The following is a 16,137-nucleotide window of genomic DNA, read 5'->3' as shown; positions in this document are numbered from 1 at the left end:
GGCCTGCCCCCCGGTCTAGGTCTCCTTGCAGATGTCGTCGTTCGCCCGGATCTCGCCCTGCTGCTTGGGGATGCCGGCGCCGGCGCTCTTCAGGTTCGTCCAGTCGCTGCCGACGACGAGGTCGACGACGCCGGGCGTCCCGCCGCGGGTGCGCGCGGCCGGCGCGGGCTTGCTCGGGATGAGCGCGGCGAGCGACTGGGCCTGCTGGTCGGCCCCGGAACCGTACAGCACCTTGGTCGCGGACGTCGCGGCGGTCGCGTTGCCGCCGACCGTGACCTGGAAGCCCTGCGACTCCAGGTCGTCGGCGACGCGCCCGGCCTGGCCGTCGATGCCGCTGCCGTTGTAGACCCGCACGCGGATCTGGCTCGGCGGGATGGTCGTGCTGCCCGGCTTGGGCTCCTTCGGCACCGTCTTGTCGTTGCGGACGGCCGAGAAGAACGGCTGCGCGGCGGGGGTGAGCGCCACCCGGTTCGTGTCGAGCGGGTCGGGCCCGGACGGGACGGTCACGAACCGCAGCTTGCCGGAGGACATCCCCTGCATCTCGCGGCCGATGTCCATCATGACCTGCGGCGTCAGCTCCTTGTCGGTGGTGAGCGACTTGGTCACCGCGTTCATCAGGGCGAGCATCTTGCGCGGGTTGCTCAGCACGCCCGCGCTCATCGCCTTGCTGGCGAGGGAGCCCATGAACTTCTGCTGGCGCTTGATGCGGTCGGTGTCGGAGCCGTCCCCGAGGCCGTGCCGGACGCGCACGTACGCGAGCGCCTGCTCGCCCTTGATGACGTGCTTGCCCTTGCTCAGCTTGAGCTTGGACTTGGGGTCGTCGACGTCCTTCGGCAGGCACACCGGGACGCCGCCGACCGCGGTCGTGATGGACTTGAAGCCGTTGAAGTCGACCTGCATGAAGTGGTCGACGCGGATGTTGGAGAGGCTCTCGATCGTCTTGATGACGCAGGTCGCGCCGCCGTTGGTGAACGCCGAGTTGATCTGCGCGCGGGACTGGGGCGGGATCTGCGCGCCCTTGCGGCTCTTGCAGGACGGCATCCGGACCATCAGGTCGCGCGGGAAGCTGATGCCCATCGCCTGGCCGCCGCCGGGGGACAGGTGCAGCAGGATCATCGTGTCCGAGCGGGGCGGCTCGTTCTTCATCGACCGGCCGTACTTGGCGTTCGCGCCCTCACGGGTGTCGGACCCGAGGAGCAGGATGTTCATCGCGTTGTTCAGCTTCTTCGGCCGGTTCGGCCCGAGCTGGGCGTTGACGTCCTCGTGCGCGATGTTCCCGAACGCCTTGCGGTACAGGCCGTAGGCGGTGAGGGAGCCGGCCACCATGACCACCGACAGGCCCACGCAGACCCAGCCGAGGATGCGCCAGCCGCGTCGCGGCGCCGTCGGCTGCGGATCGGCGTCGTCGACGTACTCCATGTACATCGGGTTGCTGTTCATCGGCTCCGTGGTCCGGGACGCGGGGCGGGGTCCTGGGTGGGCAGGGCAAGGAGAGCGTAGGTCAGGCGAGCCGGCGAGGGGACTCGGATGCGGCATTCGGTCCCAGCGGGCCGGCGACCACCGTCACATGCTCCACGGTGAGCCGTCGATCCAGAACGGCTTCGTCGAAGTTTCGTTGGATTATGACGGAAGCCCCTGAGGCTAGTGGTGCGAGCAAGCCGGTCAGAACCCCGTTCAGTGTGGCGAACGGCATGTCAACCAGAAGGCGGTCACGCGCGTCCAGCTCCCATCTATCTGCGGCGGCGCGGGCCTCGGCGACCAGGTCCGCTCCGCTGAATGTGGCGTTTGTCACATTCAACGCGGGGGCCTCCGGAGTCACCTCCGGAGAGGGAGTGAACCTGTCTCCGTGACCGCGGACCTCCGCCGCGTAGTCGGTGACGCCGGGCGGGCAGTCGGCGAGCGGGCCGCCGAGCGCGTGCAGCGACAGGCCGACGACCTCCTCGGCTCCGCCCGCGAGCGCCTCGTCCGCGACCACGTCGTCCAGCACCTCCTGTGCGGCCGCCAGGATGTACGGCTCGGAGGGGGGCGGCGGTTCGATGGTTCCGTCGCGGAACGTGCCGGGATCGACGGGTTGCGCGACGATCCCGGCGGACCAGCAGGCCATCAGCCACACGGCGGTCTGCCAGTGCGGCGGCAGGACGAGCACGGCCCGCGTCCCCGGTTCGGCGGCGAGGCCGTCCACGAGGAAGTTCGCCGTCTTCGCGACCCAGTTGTCGAACGTCCGCGCGGACAGCTCGACCCGCTCGCCCGCAGCGTCGTCGTAGAAGGTGACGAACGGGCTGGACGGGTCGTCCGCGACGCGCCGCCGCAGCAGCTCGGCCGGCGGTTCGGCGGACCCGGTCGCGTCCCCGGCGTGTGCGCTCATGGTCCCCGAGCGTATGCCCGCATGATCGGCGGCGGCTCACCGCCCGGCCGGGGCCGCTACGCTCCGCACGGGAACGAACCACCATCGGACGGACGGGCACGGGGTCTGAACTCATGAACGCTGGACGGCTGCTCGTGCGGGTCACCGTCGCTCCGGCGCTGCTCGTCGCGGCGTGGCTGGCCGTCGCGCTGCCGCTGCTGCTCGCGGGCGTGTTCCGGCCCGGACCGGCGATCGCGCTGTTCGCGCCGGTCGCCGCGGTGGCGCTGTGGCTCGGCCTGCGGACCCGCGAGTGGGGCCGGGAGTGGGACGCGGTTCCGTGGTGGCCGGTCGCCGCCGTCCTCGCGATCACGGTGGCGTTCCTGGTGCTCCAGATCGTGATGGCCGGGGAGCAGATCGTCGTCCGGCGCGACCCGGCGTCCTACGTCCAGTTCGCGACGTGGTTGAAGGACGAGGGGTCGCTGCCGATCCCGCTCATGCAGTCGGCGTTCGGCGGTCCCGACCCGGCGCTGCACTTCGACAGCCCGGCGTTCTACCAGCACGACGGCGCGGTCGTCCCGCAGTTCATGGCGGGGTTCCCGCTGGTGCTCGCGCTCGGCGGCTGGATCGGCGGCACGCACGGCATGCTGCTGGCGGCGCCGCTGCTCGGCGCGTGCTGCGTGCTGGCGTTCGCCGGGCTGGTCGCGCGGCTCGTCGGGCCGCGCTGGGCGCCCGCCGGGGCGCTGCTGCTCGCGCTGACGCTGCCGATGCTCTACGTCTCGCGCGGCACGTTCAGCGAGCTGCCCGCGATCGTGCTGCTGCTCGGCGGGCTGTCGCTGCTGTGCGACGTCCGGCGGGACGGCGGCTGGGTCGCCGATCTGAAGGCGTTCCTGGCCGGGCTCGCGCTGGGGCTGATCGTGCTCGTCCGCATCGACGGGCTCCGCGACGTCCTCCCGGTGCTGGTCGTCGCCGGGCTGTGGGCGGCGCGCGGGCGGCGGACCGGCTACTGGACGGCGGGCGGCCTGCTCCTCGGCGCGGGCGCCGGGCTGGTCGAGGGCTACACGCTGTCGCGGCCCTACCTGTCGTATCTCGGGTCGTCCCTGAATCCGCTGCTGGCCATCGCCGCCGCCGTCGTCGTCGCGACCGTCGTCATGGTGGCGCTCCTGCGCTGGGACCGGACCGGCCTCCGGCTGCGCCGCCTCGGCTCGGCCGTCGCGCGCGGACGCCTGCCGGGCGCCGCCGCCGTCCTCACCGTGCTGGTCATGGCCGGGTTCGCGGTCCGGCCGCTGGTGCAGACCGTCCGGCGGGAACCGGCGACGCGCGACGACGAGATGAACGTCCGCTTCATCGAGACCGTGCAGCGCATCCAGCACCTCCCGGTGGACGGCACCCGCCAGTACTCGGAGCACTCGCTGTGGTGGGTCGCCTGGTACATCGGCATCCCGGCTGTGCTGTTCGCGACGCTCGGCGCGGCGCTCATCGTCCGGCGGCTGCTGCGCGGACGGTCGCCCGAATGGCTGCTGCCCTACGCGGTCATCGTCTGGACGACCGCGCAGGTGCTGCTCAGGCCCGGCATCACGCCGGACCACCCGTGGGCGTCCCGGCGGCTGATCGGCCTGGTCATCCCCGGACTGCTCCTGTTCACCGTGTACGCGGGGGCGTGGGCGGCGCGGCGCGTCCGCCGCCTCGGCTACGGGCCGGCGGTGGTCCGGGTGGGCACGGTCGTCGGCGTCGCGCTGATGCTCGTCCCGATCGTGATCACGTCCGCCGGGTTCCTGGTGACGCGGACGGAGCAGCACGAGGTCGGCGCCGTTCGCGGGATGTGCGACCAGCTCAAGCCGCGCAGCTCGGTGATCGTGGTGGAGCAGTCGACCGGGGACCGGTTCCTCCAGGTCGTCCGGGGCATGTGCGGGGTGCCCGCCGCGCGCACGACCGGCGGCGCGTCGCCGGACGACGTGCGCCGCGTCGTCGCCGGGGCCTACCGGGCCGGCCGCCGTCCGGTGATCATGGCGGCGAACGCGGCGCAGGTCGCGCCCTACGGGACGCCCGAACACGTCCTCCACGTGCGGACACGCCAGGACGGCCGGTCCCTCGCCGGGCCGCCCGGCGGGACGTGGGGCCTCTCGATGGACGTGTGGATCGCCGAGCCCGCGCGCGGCTGACCGGGGCGCCGTGCCGGACCACCGCGCGGCGGGAAAAGCGGTCGCGGTCGGCCGGGGCGAGTATCCTCGCGCTGCGTGAGCACACAGTCTGCCGAGCCGAAGACCGAGCCCGCGCCCGAACCCGTGGCCGAAGCCGTGGCCGAGACCGCGGCGGAGACCGTGGTTGAGACCACCTCTCAGACCGCCTCTCCGGCCGCGTCCCAGAGCGAGTCTCAGCCCGTGCCCGAGACGGCGGCCGTTCCCGCGCCCGCCGGGCCGGTGGACGGGCCCGTCCACGTCACGATCGTCCTGCCCTGCTACAACGAGCAGGACCACGTCATCGACGAGGTCGAGCGCATCACCGCGGCGATGGACGCGAGCGGCAAGACCTACGAGCTGCTCGCCGTCGACGACTGCTCGACCGACGCCACGCTCGCCCGGCTGGAGGAGGCCGCGCCCCGCTTCCCGAACATGCGGGTCATGGCGTTCCAGCACAACAGCGGCTCGGGGACGGTCCGGCGCATCGGCTCCCAGCAGGCCCGCGGCGAGATCGTCGTGTGGACGGACGCCGACATGTCCTACCCGAACGAGCGCATCCCCGAGCTGGTGGACGTCCTCGACACCGACCCGTCCATCGACCAGGTCGTCGGGGCCCGCACCACCGAGGAGGGCTCGCACAAGGCGCTGCGGGTGCCCGCGAAGTGGTTCATCCGCAAGGTCGCCGAGCGGCTCACCAACACGAAGATCCCGGACCTGAACTCGGGGCTGCGCGCGTTCCGCCGCGAGGTGTCGCTGCCGTACCTGCGGCTGCTGCCGCCCGGGTTCTCCTGCGTCACGACGATCACGATCGCGTTCCTGTCGAACCAGCACCCCGTCCGGTACATGCCGATCGACTACGCCAAGCGCGCCGGGAAGTCGAAGTTCCACTTCACCAAGGACGCCTACCGCTACATCCTCCAGGTGCTGCGGATGGTGATGTACTTCAACCCGCTCAAGGTGCTGATGCCGCCCGCGCTGTGGCTGATCGTGATCGGCCTGCTCAAGGGCGTGTTCGACATGGTCGTGCACTTCGGCTACTTCGCCAACAACACCATCATGATCTTCGTGACGGGGTTGATCATCGCGTCGCTGGCGCTGCTCGCGGACCTGATCGTCCGCTCGCGCGGCGACGTCTGACGCGCCCGTGCGCATCGCGATAGTCGGACCGGCCTTCCCGTACAAGGGCGGCGGCGCCCAGCACACCACCGAGCTGGCGCACCGGCTCGCCGCCGCCGGGCACGACGTCGTCATCGAGTCGTGGCGGGCCCAGTACCCCGGCTTCCTGTACCCCGGCCAGCAGACGATCTCCGACCCGGAGGGCGAGCCGTTCCCCGGCACCCGCCGCGCGCTCGACTGGCGCCGTCCGGACGGCTGGTGGCGCACCGGCCGCGCGCTCCGCGCCCGCGACCTCGCCGTCCTGGTGGTGCTGAGCCCGGTCCAGGTGCCCGCCTACCTGGGGATACTCGCCGGTCTTCGCGGCCGGACGCCCGTCGTCGCGCTGTGCCACAACGTCCTGCCGCACGAGCACAAGGCATACGACGAGCCGCTCATGAAGCGCCTGCTGCGCAGGGTCGACGCCGTTCTCGTGCACTCCGACGCGCAGGGCAAGCTGGCGCGGGGGCTGACCGGCCGTCCGGTGCGGGTGGCGGAGATGCCCGCGCACCTGCCGACGCCCGCCGCGCCGCCGCCGGGCGACGGGAAGGTCCGCCGCCGGCTGCTGTTCTTCGGGATCGTCCGCCCGTACAAGGGGCTGGACGTCCTGCTCCGCGCCCTCGCCGAAGGCCCGGACGACGTCGCGCTCACCGTCGCGGGCGAGTTCTGGGGCGGCCTGGACGGAACACGCGAGCTGATCCGCTCGCTCGGCCTGGCGGGACGGGTGGAACTGCGGCCGGGGTACGTCCCGGCGGCGGACGTCCCGGGGCTGTTCGCGGCGGCGGACGCGCTCGTCCTGCCGTACCGGACGGCGACCGCGTCGCAGAACGTGTGGATGGCGTACGAGCACGGCCTGCCGGTGATCGCCACCGACGTGGGCGGGTTCGCCGAGCAGGTCCGCGACGGCGTGGACGGCGTCGTCTGCACCCCGGACGACGTCGCCGCCCTGGCCGCCGCGATCAGGCGTTTCTACGCGCCGGGGGAGCCGGAGCGGTTGCGCTCCGGCGTCCGTCCGGTCGACCACGGCCCGGTGTGGGCCGCCTACCTCGACGCCCTCACCGGGCTCACAGGTGGGGCTCGATGACCTTCAGCAGGGCGCGCTTCGGCTTGGCGCCGACGATCTGCTCCACGACCTCGCCCTTCTTGAAGAGCAGCAGCGTGGGCAGGCCCATCACGCCGAACTTGTTCGGCGTCTCCGGGTTCGCGTCGTAGTCCAGCTTGGCGATCCTGATCTTGCCGTCCTGCTCGGTCGCGATCTGGTCGAGCACGGGGGCGATCATGCGGCACGGGCCGCACCAGTCGGCCCAGAAGTCGACCAGCACCGGGGTGTCGCTGTTGAGGACCTCGTCCGCGAAGGTCGCGTCGGTCACGGTGATCGGGGCCGTCACGGTCCCTCCTTCGTTCGCTGCGTATCCCTCACAAGCTCCCTGGACGCCGGTTCATTCCCGGCGTCCGCGGCGACCCTCGGGGCCGTCCGGCCGAGCAGGAACGCGACGCCCGCGTTGATCAGGTCGGCGGCGGTCAGCAGCACCCGGGACGCGATCGCCACCACGACCGGCGCGCCCGCGGGCAGCACCGGCGACAGCACCACGGTCAGCGCGGCCTCCCGCGCCCCGATGCCGCCCGGCGCGATGAACACGAGGAAGCCCGCGACGAACGCCAGCGCGTAGGCCCCGGTCGCGGTGAACGGCAAGCCCGTCCCGTCGCCGCCGACGGCGTCGCAGAGCAGCCAGGTGTGGACGCCGAACAGGCTCCAGCCGAGGACCGTCCAGCCGACCGCCTTCAGCGTGACGCCGAGGCTCACCGGGTGCTCCAGCGGCGGCCGCCGGATCAGCCTGAGCATCAGCCCGAGCGCCCACGTCACGATCTTCGGGTGCAGCATCGCCAGCATGACGGGCGCGAGGAGGAACAGCCACCAGTACGTCTCGCGGGCCGTCGCGGACGTCAGCGGCAGCGTCACCGCCGCGACCGCGAGCCCGCAGGCCGTGGACGTCGCCACCGCGAGCAGCGTCGAGCCGAAGCTGCGCTCCGGCGGCACCTTGTGCTCGCGGGTCATCTCGATCTGCGTGACGAGCGCCCACACCTTGCCCGGCACGTACTTGCCGAGCTGGGACACCCCGGAGATCCGGAACGTCGCGCGCACCGGCAGCGGCGACCCGAGCCCGGCGAGGAACTCCCGCCAGCCGAGCATCCAGGCGAACAGCCCAGCGAGCCCGGCGGCCATGGCCCCGGCGAGGGCGATCCACGACATCTGCCGGAACGCGTCGACGGCGGCGTCCCACTGCGAGGCCACGCTGTACCCGCAGAACGCGAGCGCGAGGACCACCAGGAGCACGCGCAGCGCCCGGACGGCGACGGCCTTCGTCTTCACGCGCCCAGCGTAGGCGAACGCGACCTCGCCGCCGCCCGCGCCGCCTACAGTTGGGGGCACGGTCAACGACCCGGCCCTGAAGCTGAAGGGCCGGGCTTGCAGCTCGTGACAGTCCCTGACCGGGGGACGGTGACACGGCCGCATGGGGCATGTTGACAAATACCCACGCCGTTCGTGCACGTCTACGGACGTTCACGGCGGCGATGTGGTCGGCCGGGCCGGCGAGCCCGCAGACCACGCAACAGAAGGTGTCCCGGGTGGGACGGTTGCGGCGGGAGACCATCCCGCAGCGCGGGCAGGTCTGGGAGGTGTAGTGGGCATCGACCTTGATCACTGGTACTCCGGCCCATCGGGCCTTGTAGCCGATGAAGGCTTCGAGTTGGTGGAACGGCCAACTGGAGTGGGTGGCCCGCTGGTGCCGTGGAACCCTTGTCCGGTCGCGGTCGCCCTGGAGGTCTTCCAGGGCGATGCCGCGTCCGGTGCGTTCGGCATCGGCCACCACCGACTTGGCGATGGTGTGATTGACGTGTGCGGCGTGCCGGGTCTCGCGCCGGGCACGCTTCTTCAGCTTACGTTTGGCGGACTTGGTGCCTTTGGCTTGCAGTTCGGCCCGTACCCGCGCCATCCGGCGCCGGTACTTCTCCAGCCCCCGCCCGTCATGGTTGGCCCCGTCGGAGGTGGCGGCCAGGTTGACGATGCCGCGGTCGACACCGATCCAGTCCACCGGGTCGGTGTCGAGCGGCGCTTCGGGCACCTCGCAGGTGGCCGTCAGGAACCATTTGCCGCCGCGCTGCAGCAGGCCGGACTCGCCGCGGCGGTGCGCGGTGAGGGTCTTGAGGTGGGCGGCCGACCCGGTGAACGCCACTCCTTTCAACCGGCCGTGCACCGTCCAGATCGACACCGTCCGCGCGTCGTACTGCCACGACAGGTTCCGGTCATCGAAGGGCTGCGCGGCATCCGGACGGAACCGGATCGGCTTGGCCTCGGCCTTGACGCGGCGCGCGGAGCCCTGCCCGCCCAGGTGCCCGGCCTTGATCTGGCCGCGCAGCATGGCGTAGGCGTCCACGGTCTTCCTGATCGCCCGGACGGCGGCCTGCGCGCCCAGCCCCCGCGCTCTGAGCTCGGTGTACACGGCCCGGTGCAACGGCACCTGCCGGGTCGCCAACCCGAACTCGCGGTAGGCCACCACCGACGCGTGATCGGCCGCCGCGTTGCACACGTGCAGGGTCGCGCTGAGGGCTGCCGCCTGCTCGGGCGTCGGCAGCAGCTTCACCTGCACCACGATTTTCACACCCGCGACCGTAGCGACACCCACTGACAGAACGCATCAACAAGATCACTCAACGTCACCTTCAACCGGTCGCGACCGGCACACCCACAATCCGGAAGGACGATCACTATGCCGCACTGCGCCACGCTTCCTCCCCGCCCTGAAGCTGAAGGACAGGGTCTCCACACTGCAGGTATCCGATGAAGATTTCCGATGTGGTCGCCTTCATGGGCCACCAGGTGCACGTGTGCCGGTACCGCGAGGCGGGGACGCTCCTCGGCTGGATGGGGCGCGACCTGCGCGGCAGGCGCGTCCTCGACGTCGCGGGCGGCGACGGCTACTGGGCCGGACGGGCGCGCAGGCGCGGCGCCGACGCCGTCTCGATCGACCTCGCCCGCAAGAAGATGGTCTACGGCCGGACGCTCGCCGACGCGCCCGCGCTGATCGAGTGCGACGCGCTCCGCCTGCCGTTCGCGGACGGCTCGTTCGACGCGGTCCTGTCGGTCTGCGCGATCGAGCACTTCGACGACGGCGGACGCTCCCTGGACGAGATGGCCCGCGTCCTCAAGCCCGGCGGCGAGATCTTCATGTCCGCCGACGTGCTGAGCCGCGCCGACGCCTGGCCGAAACTGCGCGACGCGCACAGGTCGAAGTACCACGTCCAGCACACGTACACGCACGAGAGCCTGCGCAAGCTGATGGACGAACGCGGCCTCGACCTGGTCAAACACAGCTACCAGTTCCGGACGGCCGGGGCCGAGCGCCTCTACCTGTCGCTGTCCACCTACGGCGGGAAGGTCGGCTTCAACGCGGCCGCGCCGCTGACTCCGCTGGTCGCGCTGGCCGACCGCGGCGCGCCGAACGAGCGTGGCAGCATCGTTCTTATTCAGGCCCGAAAGCGGTAGTTGTTCACGAGGTGCTGAATCGCTGTGTGAGGTCCCGCGAAGCGGGCATCGGCGGGCGTAGGCTCGAAGAGTAAAGAGTGATCTACGCCACCGGGCTTGGATGGGGGGATGGACCGTGGCGCCTCGAATCCTGCTCGACGCCACAGCCGTGCCGGCCGACCGCGGCGGGCTCGGCCGATACGTCGACGGGCTGCTCGGCGCCCTGCACGCGCAGGGCGCCGACCTCGCCGTCGCCTGCCAGCGCTCCGACGAGAAACGCTACGGGGAACTCGTGCCGGGGGCGCGGGTCGTGGCGGGTCCGGCGACGCTCGCGCACCGCGCCACCCGGCTCGCCTGGGAGCAGTCCGGCCTGCCGCACGTGGCCGAGCGCGTCGGCGCGGGCGTCATCCACCTGCCGACCTACACGATGCCGGTGAGCGCGACGCTGCCCACGGTCGTCACGATCCACGACGTGACGATGTTCGCCGACCCCGAGCCGCACGACCCGGTGCGGACGTCGTACGTCAAGTCCGCGACCCGGTCGGCGGCGCGCCGCGCGACCCGGCTGATCGCGCCGTCCCGGGCGACCCGCGACGAGCTGGTCCGGCTGCTCGGCGCCGACCCCGGGCACATCGACGTCGCCTACCACGGCGTCGACCACGACGTGTTCCACCGGCCGAGCGAGGCCGAGACCAAGCACGTCTCCGACCGGCTCGGCCTGCACGGACGTCCCTACGTCGCCTATCTCGGGGCGTTGGAGCCGCGTAAGAACGTCCCGAACCTGATCCGCGGCTGGGTCCGGGCCTGCGCCGGGCGGACCGACCCTCCGGCGCTCGTCCTCGCCGGCAGCGGCGGCTGGGACGACGACGTCGACGCCGCGCTCGCCACCGTCCCGCTCGAACTGCGCGTGCTGCGTCCCGGCTACCTGCCGTGGTCGGCGCTGCCCGGCTTCTTCGGCGGCGCGCTGGTCGTCGCGCACCCGAGCCGCGGCGAGGGCTTCGGCCTGCCGGTGCTGGAGGCGATGTCGTGCGGCGCGCCCGTCCTCACCACGCGGCAGGGGCCGCTGCCCGAGGTCGGCGGCGACGCGGTCGCCTACACCGAGCCCGCGGCGGAGGCCATCGGCGACGCGCTCGCCGCCCTGTTCGACGACCCGGGCCGCCGCGGCGAGCTGGCCGAGGCCGCGCATAAGCGCGCGCAGCGGTTCTCCTGGTCGGCGTCGGCGGCCGCGCACCTGGAGTCCTACCGGCGGGCCGTCGACCAGTACGCCGCGTCCCACAGCCACTAGGTCCCACAGCCACTAGGCTCGCGGTGGTCGCCCGCCGCGAGAAAGGAACCGAGTGGAAGCGATCCTCCTTGTGGGGGGCCGGGGCACCCGCCTGCGCCCGCTGACCATCTCCACGCCGAAGCCGCTGCTCCCCACGGCGGGCGTCGCCTTCCTCGCGCACCAGCTCGCGCGCGCGCACGCGGCGGGCGTCGAGCGGATCGTGTTCGCCACGTCCTACCGGGCGGAGATGTTCGAGGCCGTGTTCGGCGACCACGCGTACGGCGTCGACCTCGCTTACGTCTGCGAGGACGAGCCGCTCGGCACGGGCGGCGCGATCCGGAACGCGTCCGCCGCGCTGACCTCCGGGCCGGACGACCCGGTCCTCATCCTGAACGGCGACATCCTGTCCGGCCACGACGTACCGGCCCAGGTCAAGCTGCACGAGCAGGCGGGTGCCGCCGTCACGCTGCACCTCACCGTGGTGGACGACCCGTCCCGTTTCGGCTGCGTGCCCACCGACGACCATGGCCGCGTCACCGCGTTCCTGGAGAAGACGCCCAATCCGGTGACGAACCAGATCAACGCGGGCTGCTACGTGTTTCGCCGCTCGGCCATCGACACGATCCCGGAGGGCGAGGTCGTCTCCGTCGAACGCGAGACGTTCCCGTCCCTCATCGCGTCGGGCTCCATCGTGATGGGCCACGTCGAGTCGTGCTACTGGCTCGACGTCGGCACGCCCGAGGCGTTCGTGCAGGGGTCTCGCGATCTGGTGCTGGGCGAGCTGGCTTCTCCGGCGATGCCCGGCGAGCCGGGCGAGCACCTTGCCCTCGCCGGGTCGAGCGTGGCGGCCAGCGCGGTCGTCCGCGGCGGCACCACGGTCGGACGCGGCGCGGTGGTCGAAGCCGGGGCGACCGTCCTCGGCAGCGTCCTGCTGGACGACGCTTTCGTCGCCGAGGGCGCCACCGTCCGCGACTCGGTCCTCAGCCGAGGCGCCCGCGTCGGCCCCGGCGCCGTCCTGGACGGCGTGGTCCTGGGCGACGGCGCGGTGGTGGGCCCCGGCAACGAACTCCGTCCCGGTGCCCGCGTCTGGCCGGGCATCGAACTCCCTCCCACCGCGATCCGCTTCTCCAGTGACGCCTAACCCGCCTCACCCGACCGCGTCCGCGACGATGCGTTCAACCGTGTTGGGGACGTCGCTCCCGGAGACGTTCGCGGCCGTGACGTCCCCGCTGGACGAGGCTCGCCAGGTAGGGCCGCGCGTTGGCCACGCGGACACGGCGAGGTACTGGATCTTCGCGCGGGTCTTCAGCGACGCCCGCCGCATCCCCTGCCAGACGGGCGCGGCCTCCGCGCCCGCGATCCCGCGCGAGTCGGTGAGCAGGCACGCCTTGAACGCGATGTACTGCCGCGCGCGCGGCTCAGGCGACGGCCGCAGAAACGCGAAACAGACCGCGCCGACGACGACGGCGGCGAGCGCCACGAGCGCGGACGCCCGCCATCCCACGGGTAAGCGCGTCCACCGGTCGCGGGCGGCCCGCGCGGTCTTCGCGACCGCCGCCCGCCCGCTCGCCACGGATGTCGGCATGGGGTTGAAGAAATCACGAACAATCCGCTCCGTGTGAAGCCGCTCGCGCGCAATCGAACGGCTTATCTTGGGGAGGACGGCAAGACGATCGTGCTCCGCGATCCCGGGCACTCTGACGGAGGCACCGTGTTCCGGCGTGAGAAAAACTTGGACAAGTACTGGGACACCCTCGAGTGACATCAGAGCCGCGTGAGCTGTTGCCGGGATCGTTGTTGGGCGACGACGAGGTCGGGTTGCTCCGGCGGGCGCTGCTGGAATGGGGCGGCCCGGCGCACTGCTCGGATGAACTGGCCGTCGGCATGGGCTTCGATGGGGTCGATGACCTGCTTGATCAATGCCATCGAATTCGAGGGGCGCTCGAAAGAGATGAGCCCATGTCGTCGCTGGACTGGGCTCGGGCTTTGCTGGCGACGGAGATCGTGTTCGTCAGCGATGTGGCCGGGTCCGGCTATCAGTGGGCGACGACGACCGGTTACACCGACGAGTTCACCATCCGGCTGATTCGCTCGATCCAACGGAAGCTTGCGAAAGTAGTGGGCCCCTTCTTCGGAAAAAGCCTGAGCGCCACAACCGTCACGCCGCCAGAAGAGAAAGGATGAACTGTGGCCTGGGGGGTGTCCCTATGGGATTCGTCAAGCCGCTTGGGCGGTGAGTTTGCGTGTGGGCTGGTAGGGCTGTTTGTCCCGGAGCATGGCGTAGATGACGTCGCTGCGGCGGCGGGCCAAGCAGATGAGGGCGGCGTTGTGCTTCTTGCCCTCGGCTCTCTTCCGGTCGTAATAGGCCCTGCTCAGCGGGTCGGAGAGCGAGGCGAACGCTGCCAGGAACATGGCTCGTTTGAGCGCCTTGTTGCCGCCCTTGGGAGGGTGTTCGCCCTTGATGGACGACCCGGAACGGCGGGCGACAGGGGCGAGACCGGCGTAGGCGGCCAGGTGCCCCGGGGTCGCGAAGGCCGTGATGTCACCGATCTCCAGCAGGATTCGAGCGCTGGTCCTGATCCCGAGGCCGGGCATCGAGATCAGGACCTTGGCAAGAGGGTGGGCATCAAGGATCTCCTCCACCTGCGTGGCGACCTGGTCGCGCTGGTCGTGGACCGATCGTAGGGAGCGGGCCAGGTGCGGCAGGACGGTCACGGCCGCGGTGGTGCCGGGAACGACGACGGTCTGGGCGTCAAGGGCGGTCTTGACCGCCTCGACCAGGCGTCCGGCCATGCGCGGGGCCAGCGGTTTGGTGGTGGCCAGCAGGTCGTCTGCGGGGGCAGCGCGCAACCCGTCCGGGCCGCCGTAGGTGATCAGCAGTTCCAGTGCGGCGGGGTGGTGCAGCCTCGGTCCCAGGGCCTTCTCCAGAGCGGGATGGATGGTGACCAGCAGCCCGCGGATCCGGTTGACTAGTCGGGTCGACTCGCCCGCCAGGTCGTCGTCGAACCCGACGAGGACCTCCAGCTCGGCCAGGGCCTCCTGGCCGGTATCGACGCGTCGCAGGGAGTGCGGCAGGGTGCGGGCGGCGTCGGCGATGATGTAGGCGTCGCGGGCGTCGGTCTTGGCGTTGCCGGGGTGCAGATCGGCCAGGCGGCGCATGGTCAGCCCGGGCAGGTAGGCGACCTGGCAGCCCTGGTCGCGGGCGACCGCGACAGGCAGCGCGCCGATCGAGGCGGGCTGGTCGACCACCACCAACACCCGACCGTGGCGGCCGAGCTGGGTGAACAGGGTCCGCAACCGCTGCTCATCGTTGGGCAAGGCCTTGTTGTGCAGCTTCTTGCCGGAGGGGTCCAAAGCACAGGCGTGATGTTCGCCCTTGCCGACGTCCAACCCCAGGAACACCGCGTACTCGACGCTCACGTCTACCTCGATCGGGAGGGTGTTCGGCCTGGTCACAGATCTGGCGTCGGCTGCCGGCATCCACGTTACGGCGAGACGATGACTTCGTCACACAAGGCGCCTTGTCCCTATGAGCGGTCCACCGACGCCACCCGGGCCCGGTGACAACACCCCCCGGATCATTCGTGCGACAGGGGGCTTGAGTCATGCCGGACCGGGTGACCTGGCTCCCCACAACGGATGGGGACGCGAAAACGGTAACGGGGCGTTACGGCGTGGCCGGGGGGTGCATGCCCGAACGGCCGGCGCACCTGCCGGCTCCACCTCATCCCGCCGTCGGCTGTACTGGCACGCTGCCGCGGTTGATCGGTCAGGCGGCGTGGGTGTCGGTGCCGCGCAGGATGTACTGGTCGTCACCGAAGACCGCGGAAATCTGGAGTTGGCCGCCGAGGGCTTGGACGTAGCGGGCGATGGCGTCGACGGTGGAGACTTCGCCGCGTTCGATCTGGGACACGCGGCTCTTGGTCACGCCCATCTTGTCGGCCACTTCGGTCTGTGACAGGCCGACGGCCTTGCGACGTTCGGCGAGCCGATGGCCGTCGATGTATGCCTGGTTGCGCTTCCGGGCCTCGGCAACGGCTTCCTCACCGCCCGCCGCTGCGACGACGTCGGCGCGGACCTCACTCCACTTGGGGAAACTCGTCATCGTTGCTCCTCCTCGACCTGACGTTCCTTCAAATACTCCTCGTACAGGTCTTCGGCGCGGGAGATGGCTTGCTTGTACCAGCCTGACCAGTTACCGGACTTGTCGCCCCCGGTCAGCAGGATGGCCGAACGCCACGGGTCGAACACGAACAAGACTCTGATCTCCGAGCGACCTGCCGAGCCTGGTCGCAGTTCCTTAAGGTTGTGCAGCCGGGAGCCCTCAATGCGGTCCACGAGCGGACGGCCAAGCCCTGGACCGGCTTCGGCGAGACGGTCGATGGCGTCAGTGACCTGAGCCTTCGACCACTCGTCCAGACTGTTGATCCAGACGAGTAGCTCATTGGTGACGCGGATCTCCCACTCCTCCACACCAAGGAGTGTAGCGAATCCTTTACCCAGCTCCGGTCGCCAGGCATGGTTACATCCTGCTCTTGGACCACGTCGAGGCGAGCACGGCTACCGCAACCGTGTGGCCGTCGGAAGTGTGACTGCGGCTCGGGAGAGTGGTGGTTCTGGTGGGGCGGAGGCATGGGTGGGCGGGTGGCAGACTGGCGGGGTCTTGTTGAGCGGT

At 71.0% G+C, this 16,137-nt stretch carries 15 protein-coding genes and 1 pseudogene; 7 read left to right on the top strand and 9 right to left on the bottom strand.

Features of this window, described 5'->3' with window-relative positions:
• Positions 1 to 15 precede the first annotated feature (15 nt).
• A complete protein-coding gene (locus FXF65_RS34240; protein WP_148354222.1) occupies positions 16 to 1,440 on the bottom strand; it encodes an LCP family protein in 1,425 nt (474 codons plus the stop codon).
• 61 nt (positions 1,441 to 1,501) lie between these two features.
• Positions 1,502 to 2,365 carry a TIGR03089 family protein gene (locus tag FXF65_RS34235; RefSeq protein ID WP_148354221.1) on the bottom strand — a complete coding sequence of 288 codons (864 nt, stop codon included), beginning with the start codon at positions 2,363 to 2,365 and terminating at the stop codon, positions 1,502 to 1,504.
• 113 nt (positions 2,366 to 2,478) lie between these two features.
• Here FXF65_RS34235 and FXF65_RS34230 point away from each other — a divergent pair, with 113 nt between their 5' ends.
• The 3 genes from FXF65_RS34230 (at position 2,479) to FXF65_RS34220 (ending at position 6,757) form a co-directional block, all read left to right on the top strand.
• Positions 2,479 to 4,503, top strand: coding sequence for a hypothetical protein (locus tag FXF65_RS34230; RefSeq protein ID WP_148354220.1), 2,025 nt, complete (start codon positions 2,479 to 2,481; stop codon positions 4,501 to 4,503).
• 219 nt (positions 4,504 to 4,722) lie between these two features.
• A complete protein-coding gene (locus FXF65_RS34225; RefSeq protein ID WP_222868894.1) occupies positions 4,723 to 5,658 on the top strand; it encodes a glycosyltransferase family 2 protein in 936 nt (311 codons plus the stop codon).
• A gap of 7 nt (positions 5,659 to 5,665) precedes the next feature.
• Positions 5,666 to 6,757, top strand: coding sequence for a glycosyltransferase family 4 protein (locus FXF65_RS34220; protein WP_148354219.1), 1,092 nt, complete (start codon positions 5,666 to 5,668; stop codon positions 6,755 to 6,757).
• Here the strand turns inward: FXF65_RS34220 and trxA are convergent.
• The 3 genes and pseudogenes from trxA to FXF65_RS34205 form a co-directional block, all read right to left on the bottom strand.
• Complete coding sequence (gene trxA / locus FXF65_RS34215; RefSeq protein WP_148354218.1) at positions 6,738 to 7,061, bottom strand: thioredoxin; 324 nt, start codon at positions 7,059 to 7,061, stop codon at positions 6,738 to 6,740. The two genes, FXF65_RS34220 and trxA, sit on opposite strands and share 20 nt — an antisense overlap.
• Positions 7,058 to 8,044: a lysylphosphatidylglycerol synthase transmembrane domain-containing protein gene (locus FXF65_RS34210; RefSeq protein WP_246199300.1), complete on the bottom strand. Its 987-nt coding sequence runs from the start codon at positions 8,042 to 8,044 to the stop codon at positions 7,058 to 7,060. Before FXF65_RS34210 ends, trxA begins: the two co-directional genes overlap by 4 nt.
• Before the next feature lie 238 nt (positions 8,045 to 8,282).
• Positions 8,283 to 9,263, bottom strand: a pseudogene (locus tag FXF65_RS34205) (RNA-guided endonuclease InsQ/TnpB family protein); the annotation flags it as partial.
• Positions 9,264 to 9,514: 251 nt separating this feature from the next.
• Here FXF65_RS34205 and FXF65_RS34200 point away from each other — a divergent pair.
• From FXF65_RS34200 to manB, 3 genes are all read left to right on the top strand, one after another.
• On the top strand, positions 9,515 to 10,219 hold the full coding sequence (locus FXF65_RS34200; protein ID WP_148354216.1) for a class I SAM-dependent methyltransferase: 705 nt from the start codon (positions 9,515 to 9,517) through the stop codon (positions 10,217 to 10,219).
• A 115-nt stretch (positions 10,220 to 10,334) separates the two neighbouring features.
• On the top strand, positions 10,335 to 11,483 hold the full coding sequence (locus FXF65_RS34195) for a glycosyltransferase family 4 protein (protein WP_148354215.1): 1,149 nt from the start codon (positions 10,335 to 10,337) through the stop codon (positions 11,481 to 11,483).
• Between the two features lie 52 nt (positions 11,484 to 11,535).
• Positions 11,536 to 12,603: a mannose-1-phosphate guanylyltransferase gene (manB, locus tag FXF65_RS34190; RefSeq protein ID WP_148354214.1), complete on the top strand. Its 1,068-nt coding sequence runs from the start codon at positions 11,536 to 11,538 to the stop codon at positions 12,601 to 12,603.
• Between the two features lie 6 nt (positions 12,604 to 12,609).
• Here the strand turns inward: manB and FXF65_RS34185 are convergent, their stop codons facing one another.
• On the bottom strand, positions 12,610 to 13,047 hold the full coding sequence (locus FXF65_RS34185; protein WP_148354213.1) for a hypothetical protein: 438 nt from the start codon (positions 13,045 to 13,047) through the stop codon (positions 12,610 to 12,612).
• 212 nt (positions 13,048 to 13,259) lie between these two features.
• On the opposite strand from FXF65_RS34185, the gene FXF65_RS34180 reads away from it, so the two are divergent.
• The gene (locus FXF65_RS34180) at positions 13,260 to 13,646 is read left to right on the top strand and encodes a hypothetical protein (RefSeq protein ID WP_222868876.1); all 387 of its coding nucleotides are present in this window, start codon (positions 13,260 to 13,262) and stop codon (positions 13,644 to 13,646) included.
• Positions 13,647 to 13,679: 33 nt separating this feature from the next.
• Here the strand turns inward: FXF65_RS34180 and FXF65_RS34175 are convergent, their stop codons facing one another.
• From FXF65_RS34175 to FXF65_RS34165, 3 genes are all read right to left on the bottom strand, one after another.
• Entirely contained in the window at positions 13,680 to 14,882 is a 1,203-nt protein-coding gene (locus FXF65_RS34175; RefSeq protein ID WP_148354212.1) for an IS110 family RNA-guided transposase, read from the bottom strand.
• 349 nt (positions 14,883 to 15,231) lie between these two features.
• Positions 15,232 to 15,567 (bottom strand): helix-turn-helix domain-containing protein, encoded by a 336-nt coding sequence (locus tag FXF65_RS34170; RefSeq protein WP_148354211.1) that lies wholly within the window; start codon positions 15,565 to 15,567, stop codon positions 15,232 to 15,234.
• A complete protein-coding gene (locus tag FXF65_RS34165; protein ID WP_148354210.1) occupies positions 15,564 to 15,935 on the bottom strand; it encodes a type II toxin-antitoxin system RelE/ParE family toxin in 372 nt (123 codons plus the stop codon). Before FXF65_RS34165 ends, FXF65_RS34170 begins: the two co-directional genes overlap by 4 nt.
• Between the last annotated feature and the right edge of the window lie 202 nt (positions 15,936 to 16,137).

Origin of the sequence: Actinomadura syzygii, from assembly GCF_008085905.1 — a bacterium.
Taxonomy (GTDB): domain Bacteria; phylum Actinomycetota; class Actinomycetes; order Streptosporangiales; family Streptosporangiaceae; genus Spirillospora; species Spirillospora syzygii.
The sequence above is the reverse complement of the archived record's forward strand: the minus strand, read 5'-3'. Positions and strand labels throughout refer to the sequence as shown.

What these genes read in the sequence shown, in the direction of transcription:
- FXF65_RS34240 (WP_148354222.1), bottom strand. Translation starts at nt 1,440, where the DNA reads ATGAACAGCAACCCGATGTACATGGAGTACGTCGACGACGCCGATCCG.
- FXF65_RS34235 (WP_148354221.1), bottom strand. Translation starts at nt 2,365, where the DNA reads ATGAGCGCACACGCCGGGGACGCGACCGGGTCCGCCGAACCGCCGGCC.
- FXF65_RS34230 (WP_148354220.1), top strand. Translation starts at nt 2,479, where the DNA reads ATGAACGCTGGACGGCTGCTCGTGCGGGTCACCGTCGCTCCGGCGCTG.
- FXF65_RS34200 (WP_148354216.1), top strand. Translation starts at nt 9,515, where the DNA reads ATGAAGATTTCCGATGTGGTCGCCTTCATGGGCCACCAGGTGCACGTG.
- FXF65_RS34185 (WP_148354213.1), bottom strand. Translation starts at nt 13,047, where the DNA reads ATGCCGACATCCGTGGCGAGCGGGCGGGCGGCGGTCGCGAAGACCGCG.
- FXF65_RS34170 (WP_148354211.1), bottom strand. Translation starts at nt 15,567, where the DNA reads ATGACGAGTTTCCCCAAGTGGAGTGAGGTCCGCGCCGACGTCGTCGCA.